This window comes from Nocardia sp. NPDC050713 (assembly GCF_040654315.1).
Classification (GTDB): Bacteria; Actinomycetota; Actinomycetes; order Mycobacteriales; family Mycobacteriaceae; genus Nocardia.
This window is the reverse complement of the sequence record NZ_JBFAHS010000023.1, coordinates 67,681-93,140: the sequence shown is the minus strand read 5'-3', so window position 1 is coordinate 93,140 and position 25,460 is coordinate 67,681. Positions and strand designations below refer to the sequence as shown.

Annotated in this window: 21 protein-coding genes; 10 read left to right on the top strand and 11 right to left on the bottom strand. The window is 68.8% G+C overall.

What is annotated here, in order from left to right; translation table 11 throughout:
- Nucleotides 1-7: 7 nt before the first annotated feature.
- On the bottom strand, nt 8-1,234 hold the full coding sequence (locus AB0H49_RS31855) for a cytochrome P450 (RefSeq protein ID WP_357256446.1): 1,227 nt from the start codon (nt 1,232-1,234) through the stop codon (nt 8-10).
- 362 nt (nt 1,235-1,596) lie between these two features.
- Here AB0H49_RS31855 and AB0H49_RS31850 point away from each other — a divergent pair, with 362 nt between their 5' ends.
- Complete coding sequence (locus tag AB0H49_RS31850; RefSeq protein ID WP_357256444.1) at nt 1,597-3,069, top strand: dynamin family protein; 1,473 nt, start codon at nt 1,597-1,599, stop codon at nt 3,067-3,069.
- Nucleotides 3,070-3,127: 58 nt separating this feature from the next.
- Here AB0H49_RS31850 and AB0H49_RS31845 read toward each other — a convergent pair whose 3' ends face one another.
- From AB0H49_RS31845 to AB0H49_RS31830, 4 genes are all read right to left on the bottom strand, one after another.
- Nucleotides 3,128-5,323, bottom strand: coding sequence for an Hsp70 family protein (locus AB0H49_RS31845; protein ID WP_357256442.1), 2,196 nt, complete (start codon nt 5,321-5,323; stop codon nt 3,128-3,130).
- A 58-nt stretch (nt 5,324-5,381) separates the two neighbouring features.
- On the bottom strand, nt 5,382-7,256 hold the full coding sequence (locus AB0H49_RS31840) for a dynamin family protein (RefSeq protein WP_357256440.1): 1,875 nt from the start codon (nt 7,254-7,256) through the stop codon (nt 5,382-5,384).
- A 59-nt stretch (nt 7,257-7,315) separates the two neighbouring features.
- Nucleotides 7,316-9,250 (bottom strand): hypothetical protein, encoded by a 1,935-nt coding sequence (locus AB0H49_RS31835; RefSeq protein WP_357256438.1) that lies wholly within the window; start codon nt 9,248-9,250, stop codon nt 7,316-7,318.
- 182 nt (nt 9,251-9,432) lie between these two features.
- The gene (locus AB0H49_RS31830) at nt 9,433-10,902 is read right to left on the bottom strand and encodes an NAD(P)/FAD-dependent oxidoreductase (RefSeq protein WP_354999868.1); all 1,470 of its coding nucleotides are present in this window, start codon (nt 10,900-10,902) and stop codon (nt 9,433-9,435) included.
- A 271-nt stretch (nt 10,903-11,173) separates the two neighbouring features.
- Here AB0H49_RS31830 and AB0H49_RS31825 point away from each other — a divergent pair, with 271 nt between their 5' ends.
- A complete protein-coding gene (locus AB0H49_RS31825) occupies nt 11,174-11,704 on the top strand; it encodes a GNAT family N-acetyltransferase (RefSeq protein WP_357256473.1) in 531 nt (176 codons plus the stop codon).
- Nucleotides 11,705-11,716: 12 nt separating this feature from the next.
- Here the strand turns inward: AB0H49_RS31825 and AB0H49_RS31820 are convergent, their stop codons facing one another.
- On the bottom strand, nt 11,717-12,469 hold the full coding sequence (locus AB0H49_RS31820) for an alpha/beta hydrolase (RefSeq protein WP_357256436.1): 753 nt from the start codon (nt 12,467-12,469) through the stop codon (nt 11,717-11,719).
- A 102-nt stretch (nt 12,470-12,571) separates the two neighbouring features.
- On the opposite strand from AB0H49_RS31820, the gene AB0H49_RS31815 reads away from it, so the two are divergent.
- From AB0H49_RS31815 to AB0H49_RS31805, 3 genes are all read left to right on the top strand, one after another.
- Nucleotides 12,572-13,456, top strand: coding sequence for an ABC transporter ATP-binding protein (locus tag AB0H49_RS31815; protein ID WP_357256435.1), 885 nt, complete (start codon nt 12,572-12,574; stop codon nt 13,454-13,456).
- Between the two features lie 40 nt (nt 13,457-13,496).
- The gene (locus tag AB0H49_RS31810; RefSeq protein WP_357256434.1) at nt 13,497-14,276 is read left to right on the top strand and encodes an ABC transporter permease subunit; all 780 of its coding nucleotides are present in this window, start codon (nt 13,497-13,499) and stop codon (nt 14,274-14,276) included.
- A 75-nt stretch (nt 14,277-14,351) separates the two neighbouring features.
- Nucleotides 14,352-14,840 (top strand): winged helix DNA-binding protein, encoded by a 489-nt coding sequence (locus AB0H49_RS31805; RefSeq protein WP_354999618.1) that lies wholly within the window; start codon nt 14,352-14,354, stop codon nt 14,838-14,840.
- Between the two features lie 9 nt (nt 14,841-14,849).
- Here the strand turns inward: AB0H49_RS31805 and AB0H49_RS31800 are convergent, their stop codons facing one another.
- Nucleotides 14,850-15,647, bottom strand: a complete 798-nt coding sequence (locus AB0H49_RS31800; protein WP_357256433.1) for a tyrosine-protein phosphatase — start codon at nt 15,645-15,647, stop codon at nt 14,850-14,852.
- A gap of 57 nt (nt 15,648-15,704) precedes the next feature.
- Nucleotides 15,705-16,724 carry a cell division protein ZapE gene (gene zapE, locus AB0H49_RS31795; protein ID WP_357256432.1) on the bottom strand — a complete coding sequence of 340 codons (1,020 nt, stop codon included), beginning with the start codon at nt 16,722-16,724 and terminating at the stop codon, nt 15,705-15,707.
- Between the two features lie 35 nt (nt 16,725-16,759).
- On the opposite strand from zapE, the gene AB0H49_RS31790 reads away from it, so the two are divergent.
- The 4 genes from AB0H49_RS31790 to msrB all read left to right on the top strand — a co-directional run bounded on the left by AB0H49_RS31790 (nt 16,760) and on the right by msrB (nt 21,016).
- Nucleotides 16,760-17,521 (top strand): pyrimidine reductase family protein, encoded by a 762-nt coding sequence (locus tag AB0H49_RS31790; RefSeq protein WP_354999615.1) that lies wholly within the window; start codon nt 16,760-16,762, stop codon nt 17,519-17,521.
- A 32-nt stretch (nt 17,522-17,553) separates the two neighbouring features.
- A complete protein-coding gene (locus tag AB0H49_RS31785) occupies nt 17,554-19,110 on the top strand; it encodes an alpha/beta hydrolase (protein ID WP_357256431.1) in 1,557 nt (518 codons plus the stop codon).
- Between the two features lie 62 nt (nt 19,111-19,172).
- Nucleotides 19,173-20,576 carry a glycosyltransferase family 87 protein gene (locus AB0H49_RS31780; protein WP_357256471.1) on the top strand — a complete coding sequence of 468 codons (1,404 nt, stop codon included), beginning with the start codon at nt 19,173-19,175 and terminating at the stop codon, nt 20,574-20,576.
- A complete protein-coding gene (gene msrB, locus AB0H49_RS31775) occupies nt 20,573-21,016 on the top strand; it encodes a peptide-methionine (R)-S-oxide reductase MsrB (RefSeq protein WP_067779651.1) in 444 nt (147 codons plus the stop codon). Before AB0H49_RS31780 ends, msrB begins: the two co-directional genes overlap by 4 nt.
- An 84-nt stretch (nt 21,017-21,100) precedes the next feature.
- Here msrB and hemQ read toward each other — a convergent pair whose 3' ends face one another.
- From hemQ to hemE, 3 genes are all read right to left on the bottom strand, one after another.
- Nucleotides 21,101-21,796, bottom strand: coding sequence for a hydrogen peroxide-dependent heme synthase (gene hemQ / locus AB0H49_RS31770; protein WP_357256430.1), 696 nt, complete (start codon nt 21,794-21,796; stop codon nt 21,101-21,103).
- A 284-nt stretch (nt 21,797-22,080) separates the two neighbouring features.
- Nucleotides 22,081-23,427 carry a protoporphyrinogen oxidase gene (locus AB0H49_RS31765; protein ID WP_357256429.1) on the bottom strand — a complete coding sequence of 449 codons (1,347 nt, stop codon included), beginning with the start codon at nt 23,425-23,427 and terminating at the stop codon, nt 22,081-22,083.
- Nucleotides 23,428-23,634: 207 nt separating this feature from the next.
- A complete protein-coding gene (gene hemE / locus AB0H49_RS31760; RefSeq protein WP_357256470.1) occupies nt 23,635-24,699 on the bottom strand; it encodes a uroporphyrinogen decarboxylase in 1,065 nt (354 codons plus the stop codon).
- A 108-nt stretch (nt 24,700-24,807) separates the two neighbouring features.
- Between hemE and AB0H49_RS31755 the strand changes: the two genes are divergently transcribed.
- Nucleotides 24,808-25,446 carry a DUF3000 domain-containing protein gene (locus AB0H49_RS31755; protein ID WP_354999611.1) on the top strand — a complete coding sequence of 213 codons (639 nt, stop codon included), beginning with the start codon at nt 24,808-24,810 and terminating at the stop codon, nt 25,444-25,446.
- Nucleotides 25,447-25,460 lie beyond the last annotated feature (14 nt).

Here is a 25,460-nt window from a genome sequence, read left to right as displayed (position 1 = left end):
GCGACATTCAGCGCAGCGCGGGCGACTTGGTCGTCTCCACCGGCAGATCCAGCACACCGCGGAACAGGACGCTCTCCCGCCACAGGATGTCGTCGGCGTCCACCGCGAGCCGCATATCCGGATAGCGCTCCAGCAGCCGCGAGATGGCGATCCGCGCCTCCAGCCTGGCCAGGCCCGCGCCGAGGCAGAAGTGGATGCCGTGTCCGAAGGCGAGGTGGCCGTTGGCGTTTCGCTCGGCGTCGAACGTATCCGGCGCCTCGAAGTGCTTCTCGTCGTGGTTGGCCGAACCCAGCGCGACCAGGACGAGTTCCCCGGCCGGGACCTCGGTCTCGCCGATGACGGTCGGCACCGTCGTGTAGCGCAGCGTCGCCATGTTCACCGGGCCCTCGAAGCGCAGCATCTCCTCGATCAGCGCGGGCACCCGCTCCGGATCCTCGTGCAGGGCCGCGTATTTCGCCGGATCGGCGAGCAGGGTGAGCATGGTGTTGCCGATCAGGTTGACCGTGGTCTCGTGGCCGGCGATGAGGATGAGGAAGGCCATCGAGATGATCTCGTCGTCGGTGAGCTTGTCGTCGGCTTCGCTGGCGCTCAGCAGATCGGAAAGCAGGTCCGCGCCCAGGCCCTCGGCGCGGCGGCGCGCGAGCAGTTCCTCGAAATACGCCACGATCGCGTCGGTGGCCACGCGCATCCGCGCCGGGTCGGACAGGGTGATGTCGGAGACCACCGCCGACCACTCCTTGAACTGCTCGCGATCGGCGGCGGGAACGCCGAGCATCTCGCAGATCACGGTGATGGGCAGCGGAAAGGCGAACTCGGCCATCAGATCCACCGGACCCTCGGCTCCGGCGAGGCGGTCGAGCAGTTCGTCGGTGATGGCGGTGACGCGCGGGGTGAGCGCCTCGATGCGGGCGGGGGCGAACGCGGGGGTGACCAGTTTGCGCAACCGGGCGTGGTGCGGCGGATCGGTGTTGAGCAGGTGGTAGCTGAGCCGGGCGTTGACGGCGCCGACGCCGCTCTCACCCGCGCCCTCCCTGCGGGCTTCCGCGCCGGTGTCGGTGTGCGGGTCCTTGCGGATCGTCGGATTGCGCAGCGCCTCGCGCGCCGCGTCGTAGTCGACGATCAGCCAAGCGCGCACACCGGTGCGCAGCTGGATCTGATGCACCGGGCCCTGCGCCCGGAGCTCCTCGTAGAAGGCATACGGTGTACGAAAGAATTCCGGTGGCAGCTGTCTCATGATCGAATGGCCTTCCCCAGTCGCGAGTTGTGTTGCGCCCCTTCGATAGTGGCACGGGTCACGGGGATCGGCCAGTATCGGCCGCGTCACCCGAGCAGTCGCGTCGATGCGGAGCTCGGACGGCCTGTTCGGCTCGACACATCACGCGCGACCCCGGGCGCTGAGGCGGCGGCCGCCTCGATGGCCGCCCCTCGGATGGATGCCTGCCTTCGCGGGATTCGTCCGTCGTCGTCCCCCGGTACGGCCGCGAAAGAGCCGATCGGCCTGCGCCGCCGATCCGGCGCGGCGATGATGACCACTATGGGCACGAAACTGCGGGGTAGCGCGGCTATGCAGCCCGAGCGGACGACCCGGGCGCCGCGATGAACGGCGAGGCGCCGATCGCGAGGGTGGACAGAATCATCGAGGAGGCCCACCGCGTCTACTTCGGTAACCGTGCCGTCACCGATCGCCTCGAGGCGGGTGCGCGACGACTGCGTGAACCGCTGCGAATCGCCTTGGCCGGAGCACTGAAGGCCGGAAAGTCGACGCTGCTCAACGCACTAGTCGGCCAAGACATCGCCCCCACCGACGCGACCGAATGTACGCGCGTCGTGACCTGGTACCGGCACGGCCCGACGCCGGCGGTCACCGCACGGCTCAGCGGCGGGCGGTCGGAGAACGTGCCGATACACCGGGCGGAAGGTGGTCTGACGTTCGACCTCGGCGGGCTCACGGCGGCGCAGGTGGATCGAATCGACGTCGACTGGCCGGTGCGCCGCCTCGAGCGCACGACGATCATCGACACGCCAGGGACCGAATCCCTCTCGACGGACGTATCCGTGCGCACGCTGCGGTTACTGGCTCCCGACGACGGCTCCGCCGGAGTCGACGCGGTGGTCTATCTGTTCCGCTCCCTCGACGATTCCGACCTCGCACTGATTCATCGAATCGGCGAGCATGTCGGCGGCAGCGCCGGTCCGCTCGGAATCATCGGTGTCGTCTCGCGGGCGGACGAACTCGGTGCGGGCCGCCCGGAGGCGATGCAGTCCGCCCGCGCGGCAGCCAGAGATTTCACTCGCGAGTTGGAGAGGACGGGCCTCTGCCAGGCTGCGGTCCCGGTCGCGGGTTTGCTCGCGTTCACCGCGAAGACCCTTCGACAGGCCGAGTTCGCAGCTCTGCGCCGGCTTGCCGAGGTCGCTCCGGCGGACATGGAATTGGCCATGCTCTCGACGGATCGGTTCCAGCGAGCCGGCGGTCTGCCGGTCGATTCCGTGACGCGACAGCACCTCGTCAGACGTCTGGGGCTGTACGGCATTCGCATGACGCTGACTCGATTGCGGGCCGGTACCAGCGATTCGTCGACCCTGGTCGACGAACTGATCGCCCGCAGTGGCATCGGCGAACTCGAGCGCGTGATCGATACTCAGTTCGGCCAGCGTGCCGACGAATTGAAGGCACATACCGCCCTGCTGATGCTGAAGCAGATAATCGACGCCAACCCGGCCGCGCAGGCGACACCGCTCGGCCGGGAAGTCGCACAGCTGCTCGCCAACGTGCACGGCTTTCATGAACTCCGTCTGCTCAGTCGACTCCGTTCGACCGAGACGGCGCTGTCCGAGGAGGAACTCGCCGACCTGCAACGCGTGATCGGCGGCCAGGGAACCGGACCCGCCGAACGCTTGGGAATCGAACCCTTCGCGGTCGCGGGTGTCGGCCAAGACGTCGCACTGGCGGAAATCAGACGATGGCGATCCCGTGGCGAACATCCGCTCGCGGATCAGTTCACGGCCAACGCTTGTATGGTGGCGGCACGCAGCGCCGAAGGCGTCCTCAGCGAGCTGCGTCGGCGTTGAGCGCTCGCCTGGTCGAGGAACCAGCGGCGAGGCCTATTCGCTGGCAGCGGCGCGACGATCAACCTGGATTCGCACCACTCCCGCCGGTACCCGTGCCCGTGCCGTTCGTCCCGCCCGCAGCGGTGCCAGTCGGAGCGGGCCCCGTACTCGGGCCAGTGCCGCCCGCGCCCGTGCCACTCGTCTCCCCCGTACCGGTACCGGTCGAGCCGGTGCCGTTCGACCCGCCGGTATCGGAGCCGCCGGTAGGAGCCGGGCCCGTACCACCGGCGCCCGTACCCGTCTCGCCCGTACCGGTACCGGTCGAACCAGTGCCGCTCGTCCCACCGGTACCTGCACCGCCACCGGCCGGAGCCTGACCCGCACCGCTTCCAGTCGAGCCGGTATCGCTCGTTCCACCCGAGCCAGAGCCGGTCGAACCGGCGCCGTTCGACCCGCCGGTACCTGGACCGCCACCGGCGGGAACCCTGCCCGTGCCCGAACCATTCGTCCCAGCTGTACCGGTACCAGCGCCAGTCGTCCCACCGCTATCCGAACCGCCGCCGACCGGAGCCCGGCCGGTGCCCGGTCCATTCGTCCCGGCTGTGCCGGTACCGGTCGAACCAGAGCCGTTCGTCCCGCCGGTATCCGGACCGCCAGCTGGAGATCGACCCGTGCCCGCACCATTCGTCCCAGCTGTACCGGCCGAACCGGTGCCATTCGTCCCACCGGTACTCGAACCGCCACCGGGCGCGGACTGACCCGCATCAGAGCCCTTGCCGCTATCGCTCGACCCACCGGTGCCCGCGGGACCGGTTCCTATGCCGGTGCCGTCCGGTCGTTCTGCGATCGGCCCGGCCGGCGGAATCAGCACCTGCTCGTTCACCGTGGGCTTCGGCCCGGTTGCCGACCCGCCGATCGCGACGCCTCCGACAATCGCCGCGGCGAGAGCGGCAACCGCCGCCGCGGCAAGAATTGCCCACTTACGACGACCGCCCGCCGCCGCACTGTGGTCCGCCGCCACCGAACTCGGGGGTGCGATGACCAACGGCGGCTTGCTCGCGACCATGCCCGCTGAAGGATCCGGCTCGAATTCTTGCCTCGGAGTATGGGGTTTCGCTTCCGGAGTGGATGGCACCGGCACCGATGCGATGGCATTCACCGAGGAACGGGCCAGCAGAGCAGCGCCCGTCGCCGAGGTGAGGAGAGGTTCGGGCTCCCCCATCACCGGCACGTGGAACTCCGCGGACAGCAACTCGGCCACGAGCGGGGTTGCCGCAGCACCACCGGCCAGCACGACCGCTCGCACCTCACGAGCGTCGATGTCATTGGCGCGCAGAGCCTCTCCGACAAGTCCGAGGGAGCCGGCGACCGGCTCTCTGATCAGTTCCTCCAGCTCTGGGCGGACGAGTCGCACATCTTGCCGCACGCGTCCCAGTTCCACCTCGACCACCGCCGCCGTTTCGGCGGAGAGCGTTTCCTTGGCCTGCCGACAGCGCGCACGCAATGCGCGCAACGGCGTCAGCAAAGCGGGATCCGCGAGATCCACGTTGGCGAGTTCTCCGTCCAGAACCCGAAGAACATGCCGCACGATGGCGTCATCGATGTGCGCACCGCCGAAATCCACGTTTCGGATGGTCCCGCCGATCTGCTCGGTACCGCGGGCAAGCGACACGCTGAGGCCGTTGCCGCCGAGGTCGTACACGACCACAATGCCGTCGCTGGGGAGCCCGCGGATCGACTCGACCTGAGCGAGGATCGATGCGACTTCGGGCACGAGTGCCACGCGGGTCATGTCCAGCCGGTCGAGCGCCTCGCGCAGCGCCTGCACTTCGTGCGTCTTCCAGTGGCTGGGATAGGTCGCCGCGATCGCGGGGGTCCCGGCGAACGCACCGGCCGAATACCGCGTCAGATACCGAACCGCGGCGGCGACGAGAACTTCCGGCCGATGGGGGGACCCGTCGGCGGCGATGAGATCGATCGGATCACCGATCCGGTCGACGAACCCGTTGACGGCGAGTCCATGGCCCACCGGACCTACGCCGTCGGCGAGCGGAGCGAGGGTCGGCGCCATGTCGTGCGACATGAGCAAAGTCGCCGCATGCCGGGTTGTTGCTGGACGCGAGGCGGCGCGCACGGAAGCCGCCGGCCGCACCGATCCCGCTTCGGCGGCGGTAGCGAAACAGGCGGTGCCGATCTTGACGCCAAGGCTTCCCGACATGTGTTCCTCTCGATGATTGGTCGCGTTCACCTGCGCATATGACTTTCGCTTCCGCATTCATCGACGGCCAGAGGCACAAGGTGCCGAATCAGCCCACACGCGGTGTGAGATGGATTCACCCAAGGTGTGCTGGCACCTGGCCGCCGCGATCGGCAATTCGCGATCGCGGAGCAGGCAATCGGGTGATCCCTTCGCGGATTTTGGTCAGCACTGCCAATTTCTTCTCGATCTCGGCCGCACGCTTTTCCCGCTCGGCGAACTCCATGCCGACCGCCTCTTGCGCCGCCTTCATCGAACTCTGCAGCGACGCCAAGGCCTGATCGGCGGATTCCTTGAAATGATCGCGTAGCTCCCGCTGCACATTCCGGAGCCGATCCCGGGAGAGCTTGTGCACCTGGAAGGACACGTCATCGATGTACTTGCGCAATGTGGCCTGCGCTTCGCCGCGGCGGCGCGCGATCCGGCCCGCACGGTCCTGCTGATATGCCTTCACACCGAGCACGACACCGGCCCCGATCGTGATCGGATTCATCATCGCCGCGCCGATCATCGTGGCGCCCATGCCGATCATCATCGCGCCGCTGTAGCCACCGCGAACCGCGGTCAAGCCCTTGTCCGCCAGCGAAGCCTTGGTATCGCTCAGCTCGCCGATCCGCAGGCCGGAGTCGACGAGATCGCCCGCGCAGACGGCATCGAGTGCCGGGAAATCGGTGCGGACGCCGTCCACGCCGAACGATGCCGCCACCCGCTCGGCCAGTACCTGAGCAGACTGGAACGCCCAGACGAAATTGTCGCTGACCGCGACGCTCACCTGCTCCTGCACCCAACCGGTCAGCAGCGGCCACTTCTTGTCCGGATCACCGTCCGCGAGCTCGGACTCGATGTGCTTGTTGATGATCCGCAGCCGTTCCCGCAGATCGTGGTCGATCTCGGAATTGAGGTCCGCGACACCGTCGTTCAGTACTTGCTGCCACGACTTCGCCGACTTGACCTGCTCGTCCGACCTCTCCTTCCGAGCCTTCAACTCGTCGGCGACGCACCGGCGGAACTCCGTATCGCGCAGCGACTTCATCTCCGCCTCGAACGGAACGGCCAGGTGGTGCGCGACGGACTCGAGATCCCGCGCCGTGCGGACGCGCCGCTTGGTTTCCACGTCGACGAGGACCTCGGTGCGCAGGAACCGAAGCAGTTCGGGACAGCCGGATTCGGCGTTCAGCTCCTTGTCACGGAGGCGCATCGCATGGCCGCGCAGTGCCGCCGAGACCGGGATGATTCGGCAGCTCACCCCACCGCCGGCGAGGTGGCGTCGGTTCGCGTCCGCGATCCGACGCCACTCGGGGTAGAGGTCGACCTTGGTCGCCGCGATGACCGCCGTGGGGCACAGGCCGAGCACCTGCCGCACGAACCGGAATTCGGGTGCGGTGAACTCCTGGCTGGCATCGCTGACGATGACGACCGCGTCGGCCAGCGCCACCTCGTTCAATACTCGTGCGACATGCCGCTGGCCGGGGCCGCCGACACCGGGGGTGTCGACGATAGCCAGACCGCCCGCCAGCATCGCGGAATCGACGCCGACCTCCGTGTGCAGCACCCGCCACCCTCGCGCTCGCGGAGAGGTCGCCAGATCGGTCTGTAGTTCACCCGGCGGCAACGGAACTGCGGCGGAAGTCGCGCCGCCGGGCTTCTCGACGACCAAGTGGGCGGCTGGTTCGTCCCTGTGCCGGACCACCGTGACCACCGAGGTGGCTCGACGGTCACCGGCCACGCAAACCTGTTTGCCGAGCAGGGCATTGATCAGTTGACTCTTGCCCTGCTGACGCAACCCGACGAAGGCGACCCGCACGGAAGCGTCGGCGGACCGGCGCCGCACGGCGTCGAGCGTGCCGAGCAGGTCTGCCCGATCGGCCGACCGCGCGAGGCGAGCCAGCTGCTCGATCAGAGCCGGGACGGCCGCGACCGCATCGCGGCCGTCCCGCTGCTGTACTGACATACCGGTGTCCTCCCGATCTGCGCGCCGGATCGCACCACCCGCCGGTGCTCGCTGGGCCATCAATCCCAGAAGCTGAGGGCGTCGCCGATATCACTGGCGACGGATCCGATGGCGTCGCCGGCATCGCTGACCGCATCACCGACGTCGTCGACCGCCTCTTCGGCCCACTCGGCCGCGTCGGTGGCCGCTCCATCGACCCAGTCGGCCGCGTCGGTGGCAGCGCCTTCGGCCCAGTCGACGGCGTCGGAACCCGCGTGGTAGACGTCCTCGAGTCCGCCGTCGTCGATGAAGTTGTAGGCGGACAGGCCCCAACCGACCGGAGACGCGCTTGCCACGGCACTGGTGATGCCATTGAGGTCACCCATGGTCTCGACGACGTCGTAGATCGCCTGACCGGCTCCGTCACCTAGGACTTCGTCTGCGGTGTCCAACGCGCCGCCGATGTTGTCGTTCAACATGTCGTAGCCGAGCGAGGACTCCTGCGCGGCTTCGATGACCCCGCCGTTCGGGTCGAGGAGATCCTCCGGTCCGAACGTCTGCTCCAGGTTGTCGATGATCTCGGTGCCGTACTGCTCGGCGTTCTGGGCGTAATCCAGGTACTCGCCACCCGGGATCTCGTCCACCGGCAGCTGATCCAACGGCAGCTCGTCCAACGGCAGCTCATCCAACGGCAACTGGTCCAACGGCAGCCCGTCCAACGGCAACTGGTCCAACGGAAGCCCGTCCAACGGAAGCCCGTCCAACGGAAGCTCATCCAACGGAAGCTCATCCAACGGCAGCTCATCCAACGGCAACTCGTCCAACGGCAACTGGTCGGGAACCGGAATGTCGTTCAGCCACGGCATATCTCCCAGATCGGGTGCGCCGCCGAGCCCGGTCGGGATGTCCCCCAGGCCGGGCACCTGGCCCAGCTGCGTCATCACATCCTGCAGATTCGTCATCATGTCCCCGAGGCCGGGCACCTCGCCCAGCTGAGTCATCACATCCTGCAGATTCGTCATGACGTCACCGAGGCCGGGAATCTGGGTCGGGTCGATACCCAGATCCCCGAGATCGTGCCCGCCGGGAAGCACCGAGCTCAGCGGGTCGACGACCTCCTCGGGAAGCACCGAGCCGAGCGATCCGGCGAGATCCTCCGCAGCATCGGCACCGAGAACGTCCACCACGCCCTCCGGCGCATCCCCATGCTCGAGATCAGGGACATCGACGACGCCTGTCCCGGGGTCGCCGATGTCCTCGGCCACCGGGCTGGAGGGCGATCCGCCGAGCCCGGGGATGTCGTTCAACTGTGTGAGGACGTCCTGGAGGCTGGCGTGAGCGTTCTCGAAACCGGGGGCCGACCCCAGCTGGGTCACGACGTCCTGAATACTCGTCATGACGTCACCGAGGCCTGGGGCCGCACTCGGGTCGATCACGGAAGCCTCGCCGAGCGGATCCGAATCGACGCTTCCGCCGTTCTCGATGTCGCTGATGTCGACGTAGAACGGGCCGTTCGGAAGATTGCTGACATCGACGGGCTCCGAGACGAGAGTTTCTTCGACACCCGAAGCGGATTCACTCGTATCCATGCCATCGGAATTGGAATCTGTGCCGTCCTCGGGGCTCTCGTAGTCCTCGGTCTGCGGCTCCCATCTGTTTCTGTCGGGATACTGCGCCTGATATTCGTAATCCTCGATATGCGGATCCGGCGCAGCGCCGAAGTCTTCCCCCATTCCCGACGGCTCCGCGGCAGGCGCGTCCTCGGTCCAGTCGGGCTCGTAGATGGCGTGCTCGACGACCGGCTCCGTCTCCGCCACCAACGGCGTTTCCGCGACGATCGGCTCCTCGACCGACACGCTCGCGGTCGTCTCGACCGGCGCTTCCTCGGCGACATAGGCACTTTCCGCCGTGGTAGCCGCAGCGGTGTATTCGGCTCCGCCGGAGGCGTTTTCCGTATCGACCGGAGTTTCTGCCGCGACTTCTGTCGCCGTGCCATATGTGTAGTCGTCTGCCATTCGATCTCCATGGATTTCGGTAGTGGAAACAGTGCTGAGCCGATCCGCGCCCGGATTTCGGACGCCAGAAGTTTGCTCGCGATCCATGGTGTGAACTTCGGCAGGCGGAAAACAGGCACCCGAGGGGGAAGAAACCACCACCCTTGGTTCGGCAAAGGTGGTGGTGTGCCGAAACTACCCCGCTAACCGATTCGGTCGCCGATCCGGACGACGGCGAACGATTCGGCGGGGTGGCGGCGCAACATTCTGCCGAACGCGCGCGCGGAGGCGGGCCACGGATTGGTCACCCGGCCGGCGCCGTGCTTGTACCAGCTCTGCTCCATCGCGGGCCAGACGGTATCGGCCATGGCTTTGGCCAACCAGAGCTGGTGGCCGCGCGCCGCCTCGGCGGTCACCTCGATCGCGGCGGCGCCGAGTTCGGCACGCCAACGCAGACAGCGCACGATGAAGTCGACCTGGCACTCCTTCATCGTGGGGTTGCTCCCCGCCGGATTGAACGTGTTCGGTCCGGCGATGAGGAAGGCGTTGGGATAACCCGGTACCGCCACACCGAGGAACGCGGACGCGCCGGTCGCCCACTGTTCGTGCAGCACCGCGCCGTCGCGGCCACGGATCGCGATCGGGACGAGGAACTCCGAGGCGCGAAAACCCGTCGCGTAGATCAAGACGTCGCAACGGCGCAGCGCTCCGTCGACAGTCTCGACGCCGTCGGCGGTCACCCGCTCGATCGCCTCGGTGACCAACTGCACGGTGGGGCAGTTGAGCAGCGTGTAGAACCGGCTGTCGAAGACGATGCGCTTGCCGCCGATGGGATAGCGGGGCGTGAGCTTGGCACGCAGCGCGGGATCGAGTACCTGCCTGCGTAGGTGCCTGCGCGCCGCCCATTCCACCGGCCGAGCCGACCAGCCGCGCCGCATGACCGGAGCGAGCACGCGGTCGGCGCCGTGATAGAGCATCCGGCGGTAGAGCTGGTGCGCGCCGGGAACCCGCAGTGCCGCACGGGAAACCGGGCCGAACTCCGGCCGCGGTTTCGGCAGCACCCAGTGCGGTGTCCGCTGGAAGACGAACACCCGGCGCGCCGTCGCCGCGAGATCCGGCAGCATCTGGGCGGCCGAGGAACCGGTGCCGATCACCGCCACGGTCCGGTCGCGTAAGTCCACACCGTGATCCCATTCGGCCGAGTGGAACGCGGGCCCGGCGAACTCCGCGCCGCCGGGCAGGTCCGGGATGTTCGGGCGGTGCAGCTGGCCGACCGCGAAGACGACCACTTCGGCCACCGAGCGGTGACCGCACGCGGTGCCGAGTCGCCAGGATCCGGTGTCGTCGAGGTAGGTCGCCTCGGTGATGGCGACACCGAGCCGGAGATGCCGTGCCAGGTCGTGTTCGTCGGCCACTCTGCGCAGATACGCCAGGATCTCCGGCTGACCGGGGTAACGCACGCGCCGGTCGCGGTAGGGCGCGCACGACAGGGAGTACAGGTGCGAGGGCACATCGCACGAGCAGCCCGGATAGGTGTTCTCGCGCCACACGCCGCCGACCTCGTGCCCCTTGTCGAAGATCAGGAAGTCCTCGATTCCGGCGCGCTTCAGCGCGACTCCCATCGCGATGCCGCCGAATCCGGCTCCGATCACCGCGACCGCGCAGTCCAGCATTCCGCTCAATCCTCCTCACTGTCGGATAGACTCATAGACAACATCTAGCTACCTTGAATCTTCGTCTCGCGAGTGGCGAAGGATTGCCGCGAATCCCGCTCGGCCTCACGGTAGGTCACGAAAAGGACTCAGCACACGGGCAGGAACGAACTACGACAGCAGCGTCTCCGAAGATCGGAGAGCACACATAGAGCTAATATTTGTCCGAAGGCCGAATGGATCGTCGTGCGCCGTTCCCCGCGGAACGTGCTCTACTGGACGCATGAGCAACATCCCAGTCACCGTCGACCGGGCCGGATTGTGGGACGCCGAAGCCCTCAGTGACGTTGCGGCCACGACCTTTCCGCTGGCCTGCCCGCCCGACGCGACCGCCGACGACATCGAGATCTACCTGACCGAGGTGCTGTCCGGCGAACGATTCGGCGAATACCTGACCGATCCCGCGCGTACGGTGCTGAAGGCGGTGGCGGGTGGGGAGATCGTCGGCTACGCGATGCTGCACGCGGGCGAGCCCGCGGACCCCGAGGTGGCGCGGGCCGTCGATCTGCGGCCGGTGATCGAGATCAGCAAGATGTACGTCCTGCCCGGTCACCACGGCACGGGGGTGTCGACGGCGCTCATGCGCGCTGCACTGGAGCGGGCCCGCGAGGAGGGCTACGCGGGCGTGTGGCTCGGCGTCAACCAGGAGAACCCTCGGGCCCAGCGCTTCTACGCCAAGCACGGTTTCCAGACGGTCGGCACGAAGACCTTCCCCGTCGGCAACCAGCTCCACCACGACTACGTGATGCGCTTGGTCTTCTGACGGCGACGAAACTCAGCGCACGAAATCGACCAGGGCGTCCTTGAAGCCGGGATTCATCACAGCAAGCATGTGATCGCCGGGAACGACAACGCAGCGACCGTCCGGCAACGCTGCGGCGAGGCGCTCGGGTTCGGCGGCCAAAGGATCCTCGGCGCCCGCGAGAACCAGCGCGGGAACGGTGATGTCGTCGAGCCTTCCGATCGGACGGTCGTCGAGACCGGTGACCATGGCGCGGATGGCGTCCCGATCGGCGCCGACCGCGTCGGCGAGGACGCGGAACAGGCGGGCCGCCCGTGACGCGGCCCCGCCGTCGCCGCTCATCGCCAGTCGAATCTCCTCGGGATCCACCACCCGCCGGTCGACGCCGCCGCAGTCGAGCACGCCCGAACCGATCCCGCCCACAGCTAGTTTCGCGACCCGCTCGTCGGCCGCGGCGACCATCAGCGAGATCACTCCGCCCATCGAATAGCCCACCTGCGCGACGTCCGCCAGGTCGAGCTCGTCGTAGAGCGCGCGCACGTCCCGCGCCATCGCCGACCACGAGTACCGCGCCGCGTCGTGCGGCTTCTCCGAGCGCCCGTGCCCGCGCGCGTCCAGCGAGACGACCCGGTGTCCGGCGGCTTGCAGCGCGGCCACCACGCCCATGCTCATCCAGTTGGCGTTGGTATCGGCGACAAATCCGTGCTGCAGCACCACCGTGCGACCTTCGCCGTCCCACACGCGGTAGTTCAGCTCCAGCCCGTCCCAGGTCTCGAACTTCGACATGTTCGGATCGTAGGCAGCGCCCGGCTGATGGTTGACAAGTTCTGTGTGTTCAGTCTTTACTGAACATATCGGTTATCGCCGAACCACCGTCGAAGGAGCACCATGTCCGCCGCGATCCTGGCCGAAGGCCTCACCAAGCGCTACGGCAAGCACGTCGCACTCACCAACCTGGACCTGGAGGTCGCCCAGGGCGAGGTCTTCGGCTTCCTCGGACCCAACGGCGCGGGCAAGTCCACCACCATCCGGATCCTGCTCGACCTGATCCGCCCGACCGCGGGCCGCGTCGAGGTGCTCGGCATGGATCCCCGCGTCGGCGGCGCCGAACTGCGCGCGCACATCGGCTACCTGCCCGGCGAGCTGGAGATCGAGGGCCGCAACACCGCGAGCGAGCTCCTCGGTTTCCTCGCCGACCAACGCGGCACCGTGGAACCCGGCCGCATCGCCGAGTTGGCCGACCTGCTCGACCTCGACCTGTCCAGGAAGGTCGGCGCGATGTCCAAGGGCAACAAGCAGAAGGTCGGCATCATCGCGGCGTTCATGCACCGCCCCCAGCTGCTGATCCTGGACGAACCCACCTCCGGCCTGGATCCACTTCTGCAGCAACGCTTTCTGACCCTGGTCAGCGAGGCCAAGGCGAACGGTCAGACGGTCTTCATGTCCTCGCACATCCTCAGCGAGGTGCAGCAGACCGCCGACCGCGCCGTGATCATGCGGGCGGGCAGGCTGCTCGGCACCGAGAACGTCGAGGATCTGCGCCGCCGCTCCCCGCGCTCGGTGGAACTGGTCTTCGACGAGGACGTGTTCGCCGACGATTTCGCGAATCTGCCCGGTATCCGCGACCTCTCGGTGGTCGACCGGACGGTGCGCTGCACCACCGAGGGCGAGGTCGACGAGTTGTTCAAGACGGCGGCCAAATACCGAATGGTCAGCGTGCTCTCCACCGAACCGGACCTGGAGCAGATCTTCTTCAGCCTCTACGGCCGCTGAACCCACCGACGAAAAATCTCACGCACAGGAGAACTCGAACATGACACGCTCGGTCTTCACCCAGACGCTGAAGGAGCAGCGGCGCGGCCTGATCGGCTGGTCGATCGGCCTGTCCATCGTCCCGATGATGTATCTGCCGTCCTACCAGTCGCTCCGGGACCAGGGCACGCTCGATATCGGGCAGAACGCGATGTACGACGCCATGGGTCTCAGCGGTTTCGCCAGCGCCACCGGCTATCTCAACTCCACGGTGTTCTCGCTCATGGGTCTGCTGCTCATGCTGATCTTCGCGATCACCTTCGCCACCCGGTCGGTGACGCAGGAGGAGAACGGCATGCTCGATCTGCTGCTCGCCCAGCCGATCGGCCGGAAAAGCCTGCTGGCGCAACGGTTCGCGGCGCTCACGGCGCAGACCGCGGTGGTCGCCACGGTGCTGACGCTGAGCGTCCTCGCGGGCGCGAACAGCGGTGGCTTGGACATCGCCACCGGGCACATCGTGGCCGCGAGCGCGGGGCTCGGCCTGCTGAGCCTGCTGATCGGGGCCATCACCCTGCTGCTCGGCGCGGCGACCGGAAAGCGCCCTCTGACATTGGGTTTCGCGGCGCTCGTGACGGTCGCGGGCTATCTGGCGAACAACCTCGGCGGGATGTTCGACGGGGGTGAGTGGCTGCGCCGGCTCTCACCGTTCTACTACGCCAACGGTGACTCGCCGCTGGTCAACGGCGCCAACCCCGTCCACCTGGCGGTGCTCGTCGCGCTGGCTGCGGTGGCCGTCGCGGTCGCGCTGGCCGCGTTCGAGCGCCGCGACCTCGCGGTGTGACCGCGGCGCACGGGGCGGGCCGACACGGCCTGCCCCGTTTTCCCGTTTCTCCGGAACGAAAGGGATACTCGACCGATGACCAGCACCGAACACGACCGACCCGCGCCAACGCCCGAACAGTTGGCGTTCGTCGAGGATTTCGCGCTCGTGCTCGAACGCATGGGTTTGGTCCGGATGACCGGTCGCGCGGCGGGCTGGCTGCTGGTGTGCGATCCGCCCGAGCAGACCTTCGCCCAGATCGCCGACGCGCTGCAGGCGTCCAAAGGCTCGATCTCCAACTCGCTCAAGCAGTTGACCACCATGCGCTGGGTCGACAAGAGCTCCAAACCCGGGGACCGCAAGGACTACTACTCCATCCGGCCCGGCATCATGCCGGAGCTGATCCGTTCGCAGGCCGGCCAGTACACCGACCTGACCGCGATGACCGCGCGCGGACTCGCGCTGTTCGAGGACCCGCAGAGCGAACAGGCCGCGCGCGTCCTCGACATTCACGAGTTCTTCGTCTGGCTGAGCAAGGAGATGCCCGCCCTGGTCGACCGGTGGTACGCCGAGCACCGGTCCTGAACCGAACGCTCAGGCCAGCATTTTGGCCCGCAGCGCCGCGATGTCGGCGTCGGTGAGGCCGAGACCGTCGCGCGCGTACGCGTCGAAGCCGCCGTAGGACTGGTTCACCTGATCGAAAGCGGCGTCCAGCCACTCGGATCGCACGCCGTTGAGCGGATCGTTCGGCCCCGCGTCGCGGTACTGGTTGGACAGCAGGTAGTCCTCGGTGACGGTGGCGCGATCGACGCCGAGCAGCGTCAGCAGCACCGCCGTGGCCCAGCCGGTGCGGTCCTTGCCCGCGGTGCAGTGGTAGAGCACGGCGCCGTCGCCGGTCTCGATGACGTCGCGCAGCACCGACGCGAAGGCCGCGTTGGCGCCCGGTGCGGTGACGAAGGCGCGGTACAGGTCGCCGCCGCCGGTGAGCGCGGTGACCAGAACCTGCGGCGGCGCCTGGCCGATGACATCGTTCCAGCGCTCGCCGGACCCCGCCGGGACGCGGTCGGGCGCGATCGCCCGCTCGTGGCCGGTGCGCAGATCCGCGACGACGCGAACTCGGCGCTCACCGAGCGCGGCCATATCGGCGGGCGTCGCGTTGTTGAGCTGCCCGGTGCGATAGACCAGACCGGTGCGCACGAGGCGGCCGTCGACGGTGCGGTAACCGCCCACGTCCCTGGCGTTCTGGACACCTTGCAGGCCGAGCGAACGGTCCAACACGGTGTCCGCGGCGACCACCGGGTCGGCCACGGCGACACCGACCACCGGGCCGAACGCGATGGCAAGGCCGGTCGCGGCGGCGAGCCAGACGCGCAGTGCGCGAACCGAAGTCACGTCGACGGGTTCCCTTCCTCGCGCCCGCCGAGTCGGCGGGCAGTTCGTACGGGCCGCTCAGGCCGCGGCGGCCTCGAAACGGGACAGCGCCAGCAGACGCGAGATGGCGCGCAGGTACTTCTTGCGGTACCCGCCGTCCAGCATCTCCTGGGAGAAGATCTCGTCCAGTTTCGCGCCCGAGACGGTGACGGGGACGCTGGCGTCGTACAGGCGGTCGGCGAGCACCACGATGCGCAGCGCGACGGCCTGGTCGGTCACGGGGTGTACCCCGGAGATGAACACCGCCGAGAGCCCGGAGATCAGCGCGCCGTACTTGGACGGGTGCAGCGTGCTCAGGTGCTTCAGCAGGGCGTCGAAGTCGTCGAGCGTGGAACCCGGTGTGGCCGAGGCGCGTTCGGCGAGCACGTCGGGCGAGGTCGGCTCCGGCGCGGGCGGCAGGTCGCGGTGCCGGTAGTCCGGTCCGTCGACGCGCACGGCCTCGAAGATCGCGCCCAGCTTCTTGATCTCGCGCATGAAATCCTGCGCGGCGAAACGTCCTTCGCCCAGTTGGCCGGGCAGGGTGTTGGAGGTGGCGGCGATGGACACGCCGCGGGCGGACAGCTCGGTCAGCAGGCGCGACACGAGCATGGTGTCGCCCGGATCGTCGAGCTCGAATTCGTCGATGCACAGGACGCTGTTGGCCGCGAGCCGCTCGACGGCGTTGTTGAAGCCGAGCGCGCCGACGAGGTTGGTCAGCTCGCCGAACGTACCGAACGATTTCGGCGCGGGCGCGCTGTGGAAGATCGAGGCGAGCAGGTGCGTCTTGCCGACGCCGAAGCCGCCGTCGAGGTACAGGCCCGCGCCGCTGACCTGCTTCTTCTTGCCGAACAGGCTCTTCTTGCCCGCGGTCTTGTGGATCTTGGCCACCTGCCCGGCGAAGTCATCGGCCTTGCGCACGGCGGCGGCCTGGCTGGGCTCTTTGGGGTCCGGGATGTAGGAGGCGAAACTGACCTCGTCGAACATGGGCGGAGGCACCATTTGGGCGACGAGCTGGTCCGCCGGAACCTCCGGATGGCGATCGACAAGGCGTTCTTGCATGGACGAAGCCTAAAGACGTGGTGTGATCTGACTTCATGCAGCGTATCCACAATGCGATCCAGCTCACAGAGCTGAGCCGCGAAGACCTCGCCATGCTCTACGCCTATCCCTTCGACCTCCAGGCCCCCTGGGTCCGCGCGAATTTCGTCGCCAGCATCGACGGCGCCGCGACCAGCGAGGACGCGACCGCGGGACTCGGCACCCCGGCCGACAAGACGGTGTTCATGCTCCTCCGCGAACTCGCCGACGTGGTCGTGGTCGGCGCGGGCACGGTCCGCGCGGAGAACTACGGCGGCGCGCGCACCAGCGCGACCCGCCGCAGGGAGCTCTACGACCGCGGGCTCGGCGGGCACCCGGACGGCGCGCCGCCGCCGATCGCGGTGGTCACCGCCAGCGCCGCCCTGGAACCGGGCTGCCGCCTGTTCACCGACACCGCGGTGCCGCCGCTGATCATCACCACCAGCATCGCGCCCGCCGACCGCAAGCTCGCGCTCGCCGAAGCAGGCGGCGTGGTGATCGAGGCGGGCGGCGTCGCGGTGACCCCGAAGGGTCTGCTCGCGGCGCTCGCCGAGCGCGGGCTCACCCGGGTGCTGTGCGAGGGCGGGCCGCACCTGTTCGGCGAACTGCTGGAAGCGGACGCGATCGACGAGCTGTGCCTGACCACCGCGCCGGTGCTGGTCGGCGGCACCGCTCGGCGAATCTCGCTGTCCGCGCACGAGTTCCGGATGCCGATGGAGCGCAGGCACATCGTGCTCGACACCGACGGCACGATGCTGACCCGATGGGCCCGTCGGTGAAACACGCGTCCGAACCTGGCAGGCTGTAGCGCATGCGCTGGACTCGAGCCGCCGTGCTGGCCTCGGCACTGTCGATGATGATCGCCGGATGCGGCGCGGGCCCGTCCGATCGTCCCGTCGTCGCCGTCGAGCATCCGGCCGTCGGCGGCGGAGAGACCTCGGCGTCGACCCCGCCCCCGCCGCCCAACGCCGAGGTGCCCAAGACCGACCTGAGCTGGCGCGAGTGCACCGCGCCGACCCTCGATCTGCTCGGCCTCGGCCCCGCGCCCGCCGGTCTGGTGCTGGACTGCGCGGAGTACTCCACGCCGATCGATGCCGCGGGCAGCGTGCTCGGCAGCTTCCGCACCGGCGCGATGCGGGCCCGGCTCCCCCAGACCCCGACCGACGTCGCACCGCTGGTCCTGACCTCGGGCACGGACCGCTCGTCCACCGCGACGCTCGCCGGTCTCGCTGTCGGTCCGGCGAGCGCAGTGCTCAGCGCGCGCCCGATCGTCGCGGTGGACCGGCGCGGCCTCGGCACCTCCCAGCCGATCGACTGCCTGCCACCCGACATCCGGCGCGGCCTCGCCGACAACGCCCAGTTCGGACCCGACGCGGCCGATCCGGTGCAGGCGGTGGCCGGGCTGAGCCGGGAGGCCACCATCTCCTGCCGCGATTTCCTGCAGCCCTACGAAGGCACCTTCGACGCGCCGCACGCGGCCGACGACATCGAACAGCTGCGCAGGCAGTGGCAGGTCGAGCACATCGACCTGCTCGGCACCGGCAACGGCGCGCGCGTCGCGCTCAGCTACGCGCGCAAGTTCGGCGATCACCTGGCCCGTTTGGCGCTCGACTCCCCCGAGGCCGTCGGCGCCGACTCTGTGACCGCCGAGGAGCAGCGCCTGCAAGGCGCGGAAGCGGCGCTCACCGCGTTCGCCCAGCGCTGCACCGGGCTGGGCTGCTCGCTCGGGCCCGACCCGCGCGCGGCGATCACCGACCTGGTCCGTAGGGCGGGCGAGGGCGGTCTCGGCGACATCTCCGCCAATGCGCTGCTCACCACGATCAGCGGCTTCCTCGGGTCGCCGCGCGCCGATCAGTCCAACCGGATCACCGAACTGGCCGACGCGCTCTCGGCGGCCGGGCGTGGCGACCGGGCCGCGCTCGGCAACCTGGTGCTGCGCGAATCGGCGGCAACCGCGAGCGACGGCCAGTTCGTCAACCGCTGCACCGACATTCAGCAACCGCCGACCCCCAGCAAGGCGTCCGAGCTGACGGCCGCGTGGGGTCAGAAGTATCCGGTGTTCGGCCGGAGCGCGGCGATCGCGCTGATGGCCTGCTCGGCGTGGCCGGTCGCGGGCGCGCCGCCGCTGCCGGAGAAATTCACCCTTCCGGTGCTGGTGTTCGGCGGCATCGCCGACCCGGTGGTGGGCAACGGCGGTCAGGCCTCGGTGACGGGCGCGCTTGGCGCCGCAGGCGCGCGGCACGCGTCGACGACCTGGCAGGGCTGGGGGCACCCGGTGTTCACCCACTCGGGCTGCGCGCAGCGAATGCTGCTGGACTATCTGAAAGAGGCGCGGCTGCCGCAGGACGGCAGCGCCTGTCCGGCCTGAACGCCCCGGTCATAGCCTGATTGCATGGCGTGTCTCGCCGCGCCGAGACATATCCCGGCAACCTGAGCGCCGCCCATCCGGTGTACCGTGCCCCAGTGTTACTTCGACAGCTCGAGCCTCGCACCGCTCGCACCACCGCCGAGGTGATCAAGTTCGCACTCTGGCCTCTCGCGGTCATGACGGTGCTGAACAGGGTATTCATCAAGGCTGTCAACGGGTTCATCACCGACGACTACAAGCCGGTCTACAACGCCTCGCTGGCCTTCCTCAACGGCCGCCCGGTCTACACCGCCAACTTCGACACGGTGGACCCGCACTACCTGTATCCGCCGGGCGGCACGCTGCTCATCGCGCCCCTCGCGCTGATCGATCCCGAGAAATCGCGCTGGTGCTTCATCCTGCTGAACGCCGCCGCCATTCTGCTCGCCTGGTATCTGCTGCTGCGACTGTTCAAGTACACGCTGAAGTCGGTGGCCGCGCCCGCGCTGCTGCTGGCCATGTTCATGTCCGAGACGGTCATCAACACGCTGGTCTTCACCAATGTGAACGGCTGCATCCTGCTGGCCGAGCTGCTCTTCCTGCACCTGTTGCTGGCTCGGCGCGATTTGTGGGCGGGCGCGATACTCGGATTGAGCATCACCGTGAAACCCGTGTTGGCGCCGCTGGTCTTGATCCCGGCGGCACGCGGACAGTGGAAGGTCTTCATCACCGCCATCGGCGTGCCCGTCGCACTCACCGCGATCGCCTGGCCGCTGCTGAAGGACCCCGAGCAGTTCTTCACCAGGACCCTCCCCTACCTCATGGAGACCAGGGACTACTTCAACAGCGCGATCGCGGGCAACGCCGCCTACTACGGCCTGCCGGACGCGCTGGCCTGGGGCATCCGCCTCACGATGGCCGGACTGGTGGCGATCTCGCTGTGGATTCTGTACCGCTGGTACCGCGACGACGAGCTGTTCTTCGTCACCACGTCTTCGGGTGTGCTGCTCACCGCCATGTTCCTGCTGCCCGGTCTCGGCCAGATGTACTACTCGATGATGCTGTTCCCGTTCCTGATGTCGGTGGTGCTGCGCAACTCGGTGCTGCGCAACTGGCCCGCCTGGCTGGCGATCTTCGGGTTCATGTCCTACGACAAGTGGCTGTCGGACCGCTGGCAGAGCTTCGGACGCAACCTCGAGTACCTGCGCATCACGTTCGGCTGGAGCCTGCTGCTCATCGTGGTGTTCTGCGTGCTCGGCGATCGCTATCTGGCCGCCCGCCGGGAAGGCCGTCTGCCGTTCGGCATCGATCCGGTGTGGATGCGGACCGCGCCCGACAGTCGCGACGGCGCCGAGGCGGACGTGGCGTCCGACGACGCGGGCGACTCCGTCGCGGCGCCCGCCGACCGGACGCAGGCCCAGGCTTCGCCCAGCTCACCCAACGGATCGGAGCCTGCCGAGGAGAAACGTATTAGCGTGGAGCAATGAGTTCCGACGCCGAAACGTCCCTGCCCGCGCCACGGCTCCAGCTGACGCCGCAGCAGTGGCGCGCCAAGCTGGACCCCGAGGAGTACGCGGTGCTACGCGAGGCCGCGACCGAACGTCCGTTCACCGGTGAGTACACCGACACCAAGACCGAGGGCGTATACAGCTGTCGCGCCTGCGACGCCGAATTGTTCCGCAGCACCGAGAAATTCGAATCGCACTGCGGGTGGCCGTCGTTCTTCGATCCGGCGAAATCCGACGCGGTGATCCTGCGTTCGGACAATTCGCTGGGCATGCACCGGGTCGAAGTGCTGTGCGCGAACTGCCACAGCCACCTCGGCCACGTGTTCGAGGGCGAAGGCTATCCGACGCCCACCGACCAGCGCTATTGCATCAACTCCATCGCTCTGCGGCTGCACCCCTCGGACAGCGCAGCCGGGTAGCCGACCGAACGCTCAGCGCAGAATACGGGTCCGCCGACGCGCCGTGCATGCCCCGAAATCTCGGGGCACGCACTGCGGCGTCTGTCAGGGCAGCGCCGCGATGAGCTTGTCGACCTCCACGCGCGGGCCGGTGAAGAACGGCACCTCTTCGCGGACGTGCAGGCGCGCCTCGGTGGCCCGCAGATCGCGCATGAGATCCACGATCCGGTGCAGTTCCGGCGCCTCGAAGGCGAGGATCCACTCGTAGTCGCCGAGCGCGAACGAGCTCACGGTGTTGGCGCGCACGTCCGGGTAGCCGCGGGCGGCCTTGCCGTGGTCGGCCAGCATCTTGCGACGCTCCTCGTCGGGCAGCAGGTACCACTCGTAGGAGCGCACGAACGGGTACACGCAGATGTAGTTGCCCGGGTCCTCACCGGCCAGGAACGCCGGGATGTGGCTCTTGTTGAACTCGGCGGGGCGGTGCAGCGCCACATTGCTCCACACCGGGTCGCTGGCCCGGCCGAGCTCGGTGGTCCTGCGGAAGTCCGCGTAGGCCGACTGCAGGTCCTCCACCCGCTCGGCGTGCGTCCAGATCATGAAGTCGGCGTCGGCGCGCATGCCCGCCACGTCGTAGATGCCGCGCACCACCACGTCGCGCTCGGCGAGCCCGTCGAAGAACGCGCGCGCCTCCTTGACGGCTGCCTCGCGATCCTCGCCAAGCACGCCCGGCTGCACCTGGAACACCGAGAACATCAGGTAGCGAATGGTGGAGTTGAGAGCTTGATAGTCGAGTCGCGCCATGGTTCCTATCGTGCCACTGCGGCCACCGCACCCCGGTGCTCGGGGCGGGCCTGTCGGTGCAGCGCATCGGGGTGCCCGCGCGGCGGAGCGGAATCTCGGAACGATTCCGCCGTCGGTGCCCGGGTTGGACCCCGCAGTTTCGCGATTGCGCACGACATCGGGACGACGCGCCACCGTCGGTGACGCAGCGCTCGGCGGGCCGAGTCGCGCCGTCGGGCGGCGCAGCACCGAACGGGAGTCGGATCGGTGTCGGCCCGTCGGCGCCGTCGCGGCGAGGGAGGTGATCAGGCGAGCGATTCGGCGATGCGGCGTGCGGCGTTCTCACCGGAGGCGACGCAGGCTGGGACGCCGACTCCGTGCAGGTAGGCCCCCGCCAGTGCGAGGCCGTCGAGATCGGCTGTGGTGGACTCGATTTCGGCGATGCGGTCGACGTGGCCGACGGCGTACTGGGCCAGACCGCCGGGCCAGCGTTGCACGATCGCTTCCTCCGGATCGGTCACGGCCCCGGTGACGGTGGCGAGGTCTTCGGTGGCGGCGGCGATCAGGTCGGCGTCCGACCAGGACAGCGGTGCGTCGTCGCCGAACTTGCCGAAGGAGGCGCGCACCAGCGCGGTCTTGCGCTCGGCCAGGTGCGGCCACTTGCGGCTGGACAGCGTGAAGGCCTTGGCGCGCAGGCGTTCTCCGGTCGCCACCAGAATGCCGGAGTTGTCGGGCAGCGCGGTGTCCCTCGGCAGCGACAGCGCGACGACGACCGAGGACGACAGCTCGATCCCGGCGGCCGCGTCCGCCGCCCCCGGCGCGACGTAGCGCAGCAGCTTGGCGGTGACCGGCGCCGGGGTGGCGAGCACCACGGCGTCCACGCGACCGAGCGGATCGAGTACCCAGCCGCCGGTGGCGCGGGCGAGCCGGGTGGCCGGTGTCGCGGTGACGAACCGGGCGGCCGCGGCCTCCGCCAGCGCGTCCAGCAGCACCCGATACCCGTCGCGGATGCCGCCGAACACCGGCTCGTTCGACGGTGGGGGCAGCGCGGCGGCCACCGCGTGGGTCAGGCTCGGCGCGCCCGCGTCCAGCGCGGCGGCCAGGCCGGGCAGGGCGGCGCGGACACCGATGGAGCGGGAGCTGCCCGCGTACACCCCGCCGAGCAGCGGGTCGACGCTGCGCTCGGCGACCTGCTTGCCGAACCGGTCGGCGACCAGGCTGTACACGTCCAGGTCGGCGTCCGGGTACCAGGTCAGTGCGCGCTCGGGTTCGGCGGCGACCCGCGCCAGCGTGTCGGCGTCGACCAGGCCGCGCAGGGACTCGGCGTCGGAAGGAATGCCCATGAGGGTGCGCGGCGGCAGCGGGTGCGCCGTACCACCGGCCCAGACCAGGGGACGCCGCCCGGCGGGTGTCACCAGCTGGTCGGTCAACCCGAGTTCGCCGAGCAACGCGGGCACTTCCGGCCTGCGTCCGACGAACGCCTCCGCCCCCAGATCCAGTGGCTCCCCGCCCATTTCACCGGTGTGCAGGATGCCGCCGAGTCGTTCTGCGCGATCCAGCACCACGATGTCGGCGTCCGCGCCGAGCCGCGTGCGCAGCCGGTACGCCGCAACGAGACCACTGATCCCACCGCCGACAATCGCGATCCTCATGTCTGCGACGGTATCCCGTTCGCCGATCTTTTCCGCCGCCGCCCCGCTGTCCGATTCGTCACTCCCGGCCCGACCACAGCCCAGCGCAAGCGGTCCGACGCCCCGCGCGCACGAACGCCGCTGCACCCGCACGGCCGATCGGCGCCGCGCCAACAGACCCGCTCGCCGCCGTGACCTCGGCGCGACGGCGCGACCGAAGCGGCGGTTCTAGAGCTCGTGGACGAGCTCGACCAGGGCGGTGAGGACGCCGGGGTCGGTCTCCGGCAGGACGCCGTGCCCGAGGTTGAAGATGTGGCCCGCCGCGCCCATCGTGATCGCCTGATCGGCTTCGCGGGCGATGCGCCTGGCCTCGACTTCGACGGCCTCGGGCCCGGCGAAGAGGATGGCCGGATCCAGGTTGCCCTGCAAGGCTTTTCCGGCGCCGACGCGGCGGACCGCCTCGGTCAGCGGGACCCGCCAGTCGACGCCGACCACGTCAGCGCCCGCCTCGCCCATCGCGCCAAGCAGCTCGCCGGTACCGACGCCGAAGTGGATGCGCGGCACGCCCGCGTCGGCGATCTCGGCGAACACCCGCTCGGAGTGCGGCAGCACGAAGGTCCGGTAGTCCGCCAGCGAGAGCGCGCCCGCCCAGGAGTCGAACAGCTGCACCGCGTCCACGCCCGCGGCCAGCTGCGCCTGCAGGAACACGATGGTGATGTCGGTGAGCGCGCCGAGCAGTTCGTGCCAGGTCTTGGGGTCGGCGTGCATCATCGCCTTGGTGCGCTCGTGGTGCTTGCTCGGCCCGCCTTCGACGAGGTACGAGGCCAGGGTGAACGGCGCGCCCGCGAAACCGATCAGCGGGGTCTGGCCCAGCGCGTCGGTGAGCAGGCGCACGCCCTCGGTGACCGCGTGCACCTCCTCGGGCCGCAGCCGGGGCAACGCGCGCACGTCGTCGTGGGTGCGCACCGGCGATGCGACGACGGGGCCGACGCCGGGCACGATGTCGAGGTCGATACCGGCCGCCTTGAGCGGAACGACGATGTCGGAGAACAAGATCGCCGCGTCGACGCCGTGCCTGCGGATCGGCTGCATGGTGATCTCGCACACCAGCTCCGGGTCGAAGCAGGACTCCAACATGCCGATGCCCGCGCGCAGTTCGCGGTACTCGGGCAGCGATCGTCCGGCCTGGCGCATGAACCACACCGGGCGCCGACTCGGGGTGGCGCCGGTGGCGGCGGCCAGGAACGGGGCGTCGGTCAACCGGCGGCGAGTGTAGGTGCTCATCACCGCTATCGTATGCGCGCCCGGCGGGCGGCCACGGACCGGCCGAACCGGGCCGTGACGGGGCGTCAGCGGCGCGCCTCCGCCCGCGCCGGGGGCACAAGGTCTACCGTCGCTTTTGTGACACCGCTCGACTTCCGCGACGGCGCCGCACCGACCGAAGGCCCCCAAGGCGAACCTGCTCCATTTCGCGCCGCGGTCGAGGCGATGGGCACCGCAACCGTGCATCCTCGGATCGAGCTCGCGCCCATCCGGCCGCCGCAACGCCTCGCGCCGTTCTCCTACGCCATCGGCGCCGAAGTCAAACATCCCGAGACCCCCGTGGTTCCGGTCGATTCCGAGGGTGACGCGTTCGGCAGGCTGATCCTGTTGCACGACCCGGACGGTGACGACGCCTGGCACGGGGTGTTCCGTCTGGTGGCCTACATCCAGGCCGATATCGACGCCGCGCTGGCCACCGACCCGCTGCTGCCCGAGGTGGCCTGGAGCTGGCTGGTCGACGCGCTCGAGTCGCGTTCCGAGCCGTTCACCGCGCTCGGCGGCACCGTCACCTCGACGAGTTCGGTGCGCTACGGCGACATCGCGGGCCCACCGCGCGCCCACCAACTGGAGCTGCGCGCCTCGTGGACCGCGCTGACCACGGAGATGCGTCCGCACGTCGAAGCGTTCTGCGAAGTGCTCGCCTATTCGGCGGGTCTGCCGCCCGCGGGGATCACCCATCTGCGCCCGCAGTCGTATACCAGCAACGACCACAACTGACCACAACGTAAAGT

Excerpts from the sequence above, each read along its gene's own strand:
- AB0H49_RS31855 (WP_357256446.1), bottom strand. The coding sequence starts at position 1,234 with ATGAGACAGCTGCCACCGGAATTCTTTCGTACACCGTATGCCTTCTAC.
- AB0H49_RS31850 (WP_357256444.1), top strand. The coding sequence starts at position 1,597 with ATGAACGGCGAGGCGCCGATCGCGAGGGTGGACAGAATCATCGAGGAG.
- AB0H49_RS31845 (WP_357256442.1), bottom strand. The coding sequence starts at position 5,323 with ATGCGGAAGCGAAAGTCATATGCGCAGGTGAACGCGACCAATCATCGA.
- AB0H49_RS31840 (WP_357256440.1), bottom strand. The coding sequence starts at position 7,256 with ATGTCAGTACAGCAGCGGGACGGCCGCGATGCGGTCGCGGCCGTCCCG.
- AB0H49_RS31835 (WP_357256438.1), bottom strand. The coding sequence starts at position 9,250 with ATGGCAGACGACTACACATATGGCACGGCGACAGAAGTCGCGGCAGAA.
- AB0H49_RS31830 (WP_354999868.1), bottom strand. The coding sequence starts at position 10,902 with ATGCTGGACTGCGCGGTCGCGGTGATCGGAGCCGGATTCGGCGGCATC.
- AB0H49_RS31820 (WP_357256436.1), bottom strand. The coding sequence starts at position 12,469 with ATGTCGAAGTTCGAGACCTGGGACGGGCTGGAGCTGAACTACCGCGTG.
- AB0H49_RS31815 (WP_357256435.1), top strand. The coding sequence starts at position 12,572 with ATGTCCGCCGCGATCCTGGCCGAAGGCCTCACCAAGCGCTACGGCAAG.
- AB0H49_RS31810 (WP_357256434.1), top strand. The coding sequence starts at position 13,497 with ATGACACGCTCGGTCTTCACCCAGACGCTGAAGGAGCAGCGGCGCGGC.
- AB0H49_RS31805 (WP_354999618.1), top strand. The coding sequence starts at position 14,352 with ATGACCAGCACCGAACACGACCGACCCGCGCCAACGCCCGAACAGTTG.
- zapE (WP_357256432.1), bottom strand. The coding sequence starts at position 16,724 with ATGCAAGAACGCCTTGTCGATCGCCATCCGGAGGTTCCGGCGGACCAG.
- AB0H49_RS31790 (WP_354999615.1), top strand. The coding sequence starts at position 16,760 with ATGCAGCGTATCCACAATGCGATCCAGCTCACAGAGCTGAGCCGCGAA.
- AB0H49_RS31785 (WP_357256431.1), top strand. The coding sequence starts at position 17,554 with ATGCGCTGGACTCGAGCCGCCGTGCTGGCCTCGGCACTGTCGATGATG.
- msrB (WP_067779651.1), top strand. The coding sequence starts at position 20,573 with ATGAGTTCCGACGCCGAAACGTCCCTGCCCGCGCCACGGCTCCAGCTG.
- hemQ (WP_357256430.1), bottom strand. The coding sequence starts at position 21,796 with ATGGCGCGACTCGACTATCAAGCTCTCAACTCCACCATTCGCTACCTG.
- AB0H49_RS31765 (WP_357256429.1), bottom strand. The coding sequence starts at position 23,427 with ATGAGGATCGCGATTGTCGGCGGTGGGATCAGTGGTCTCGTTGCGGCG.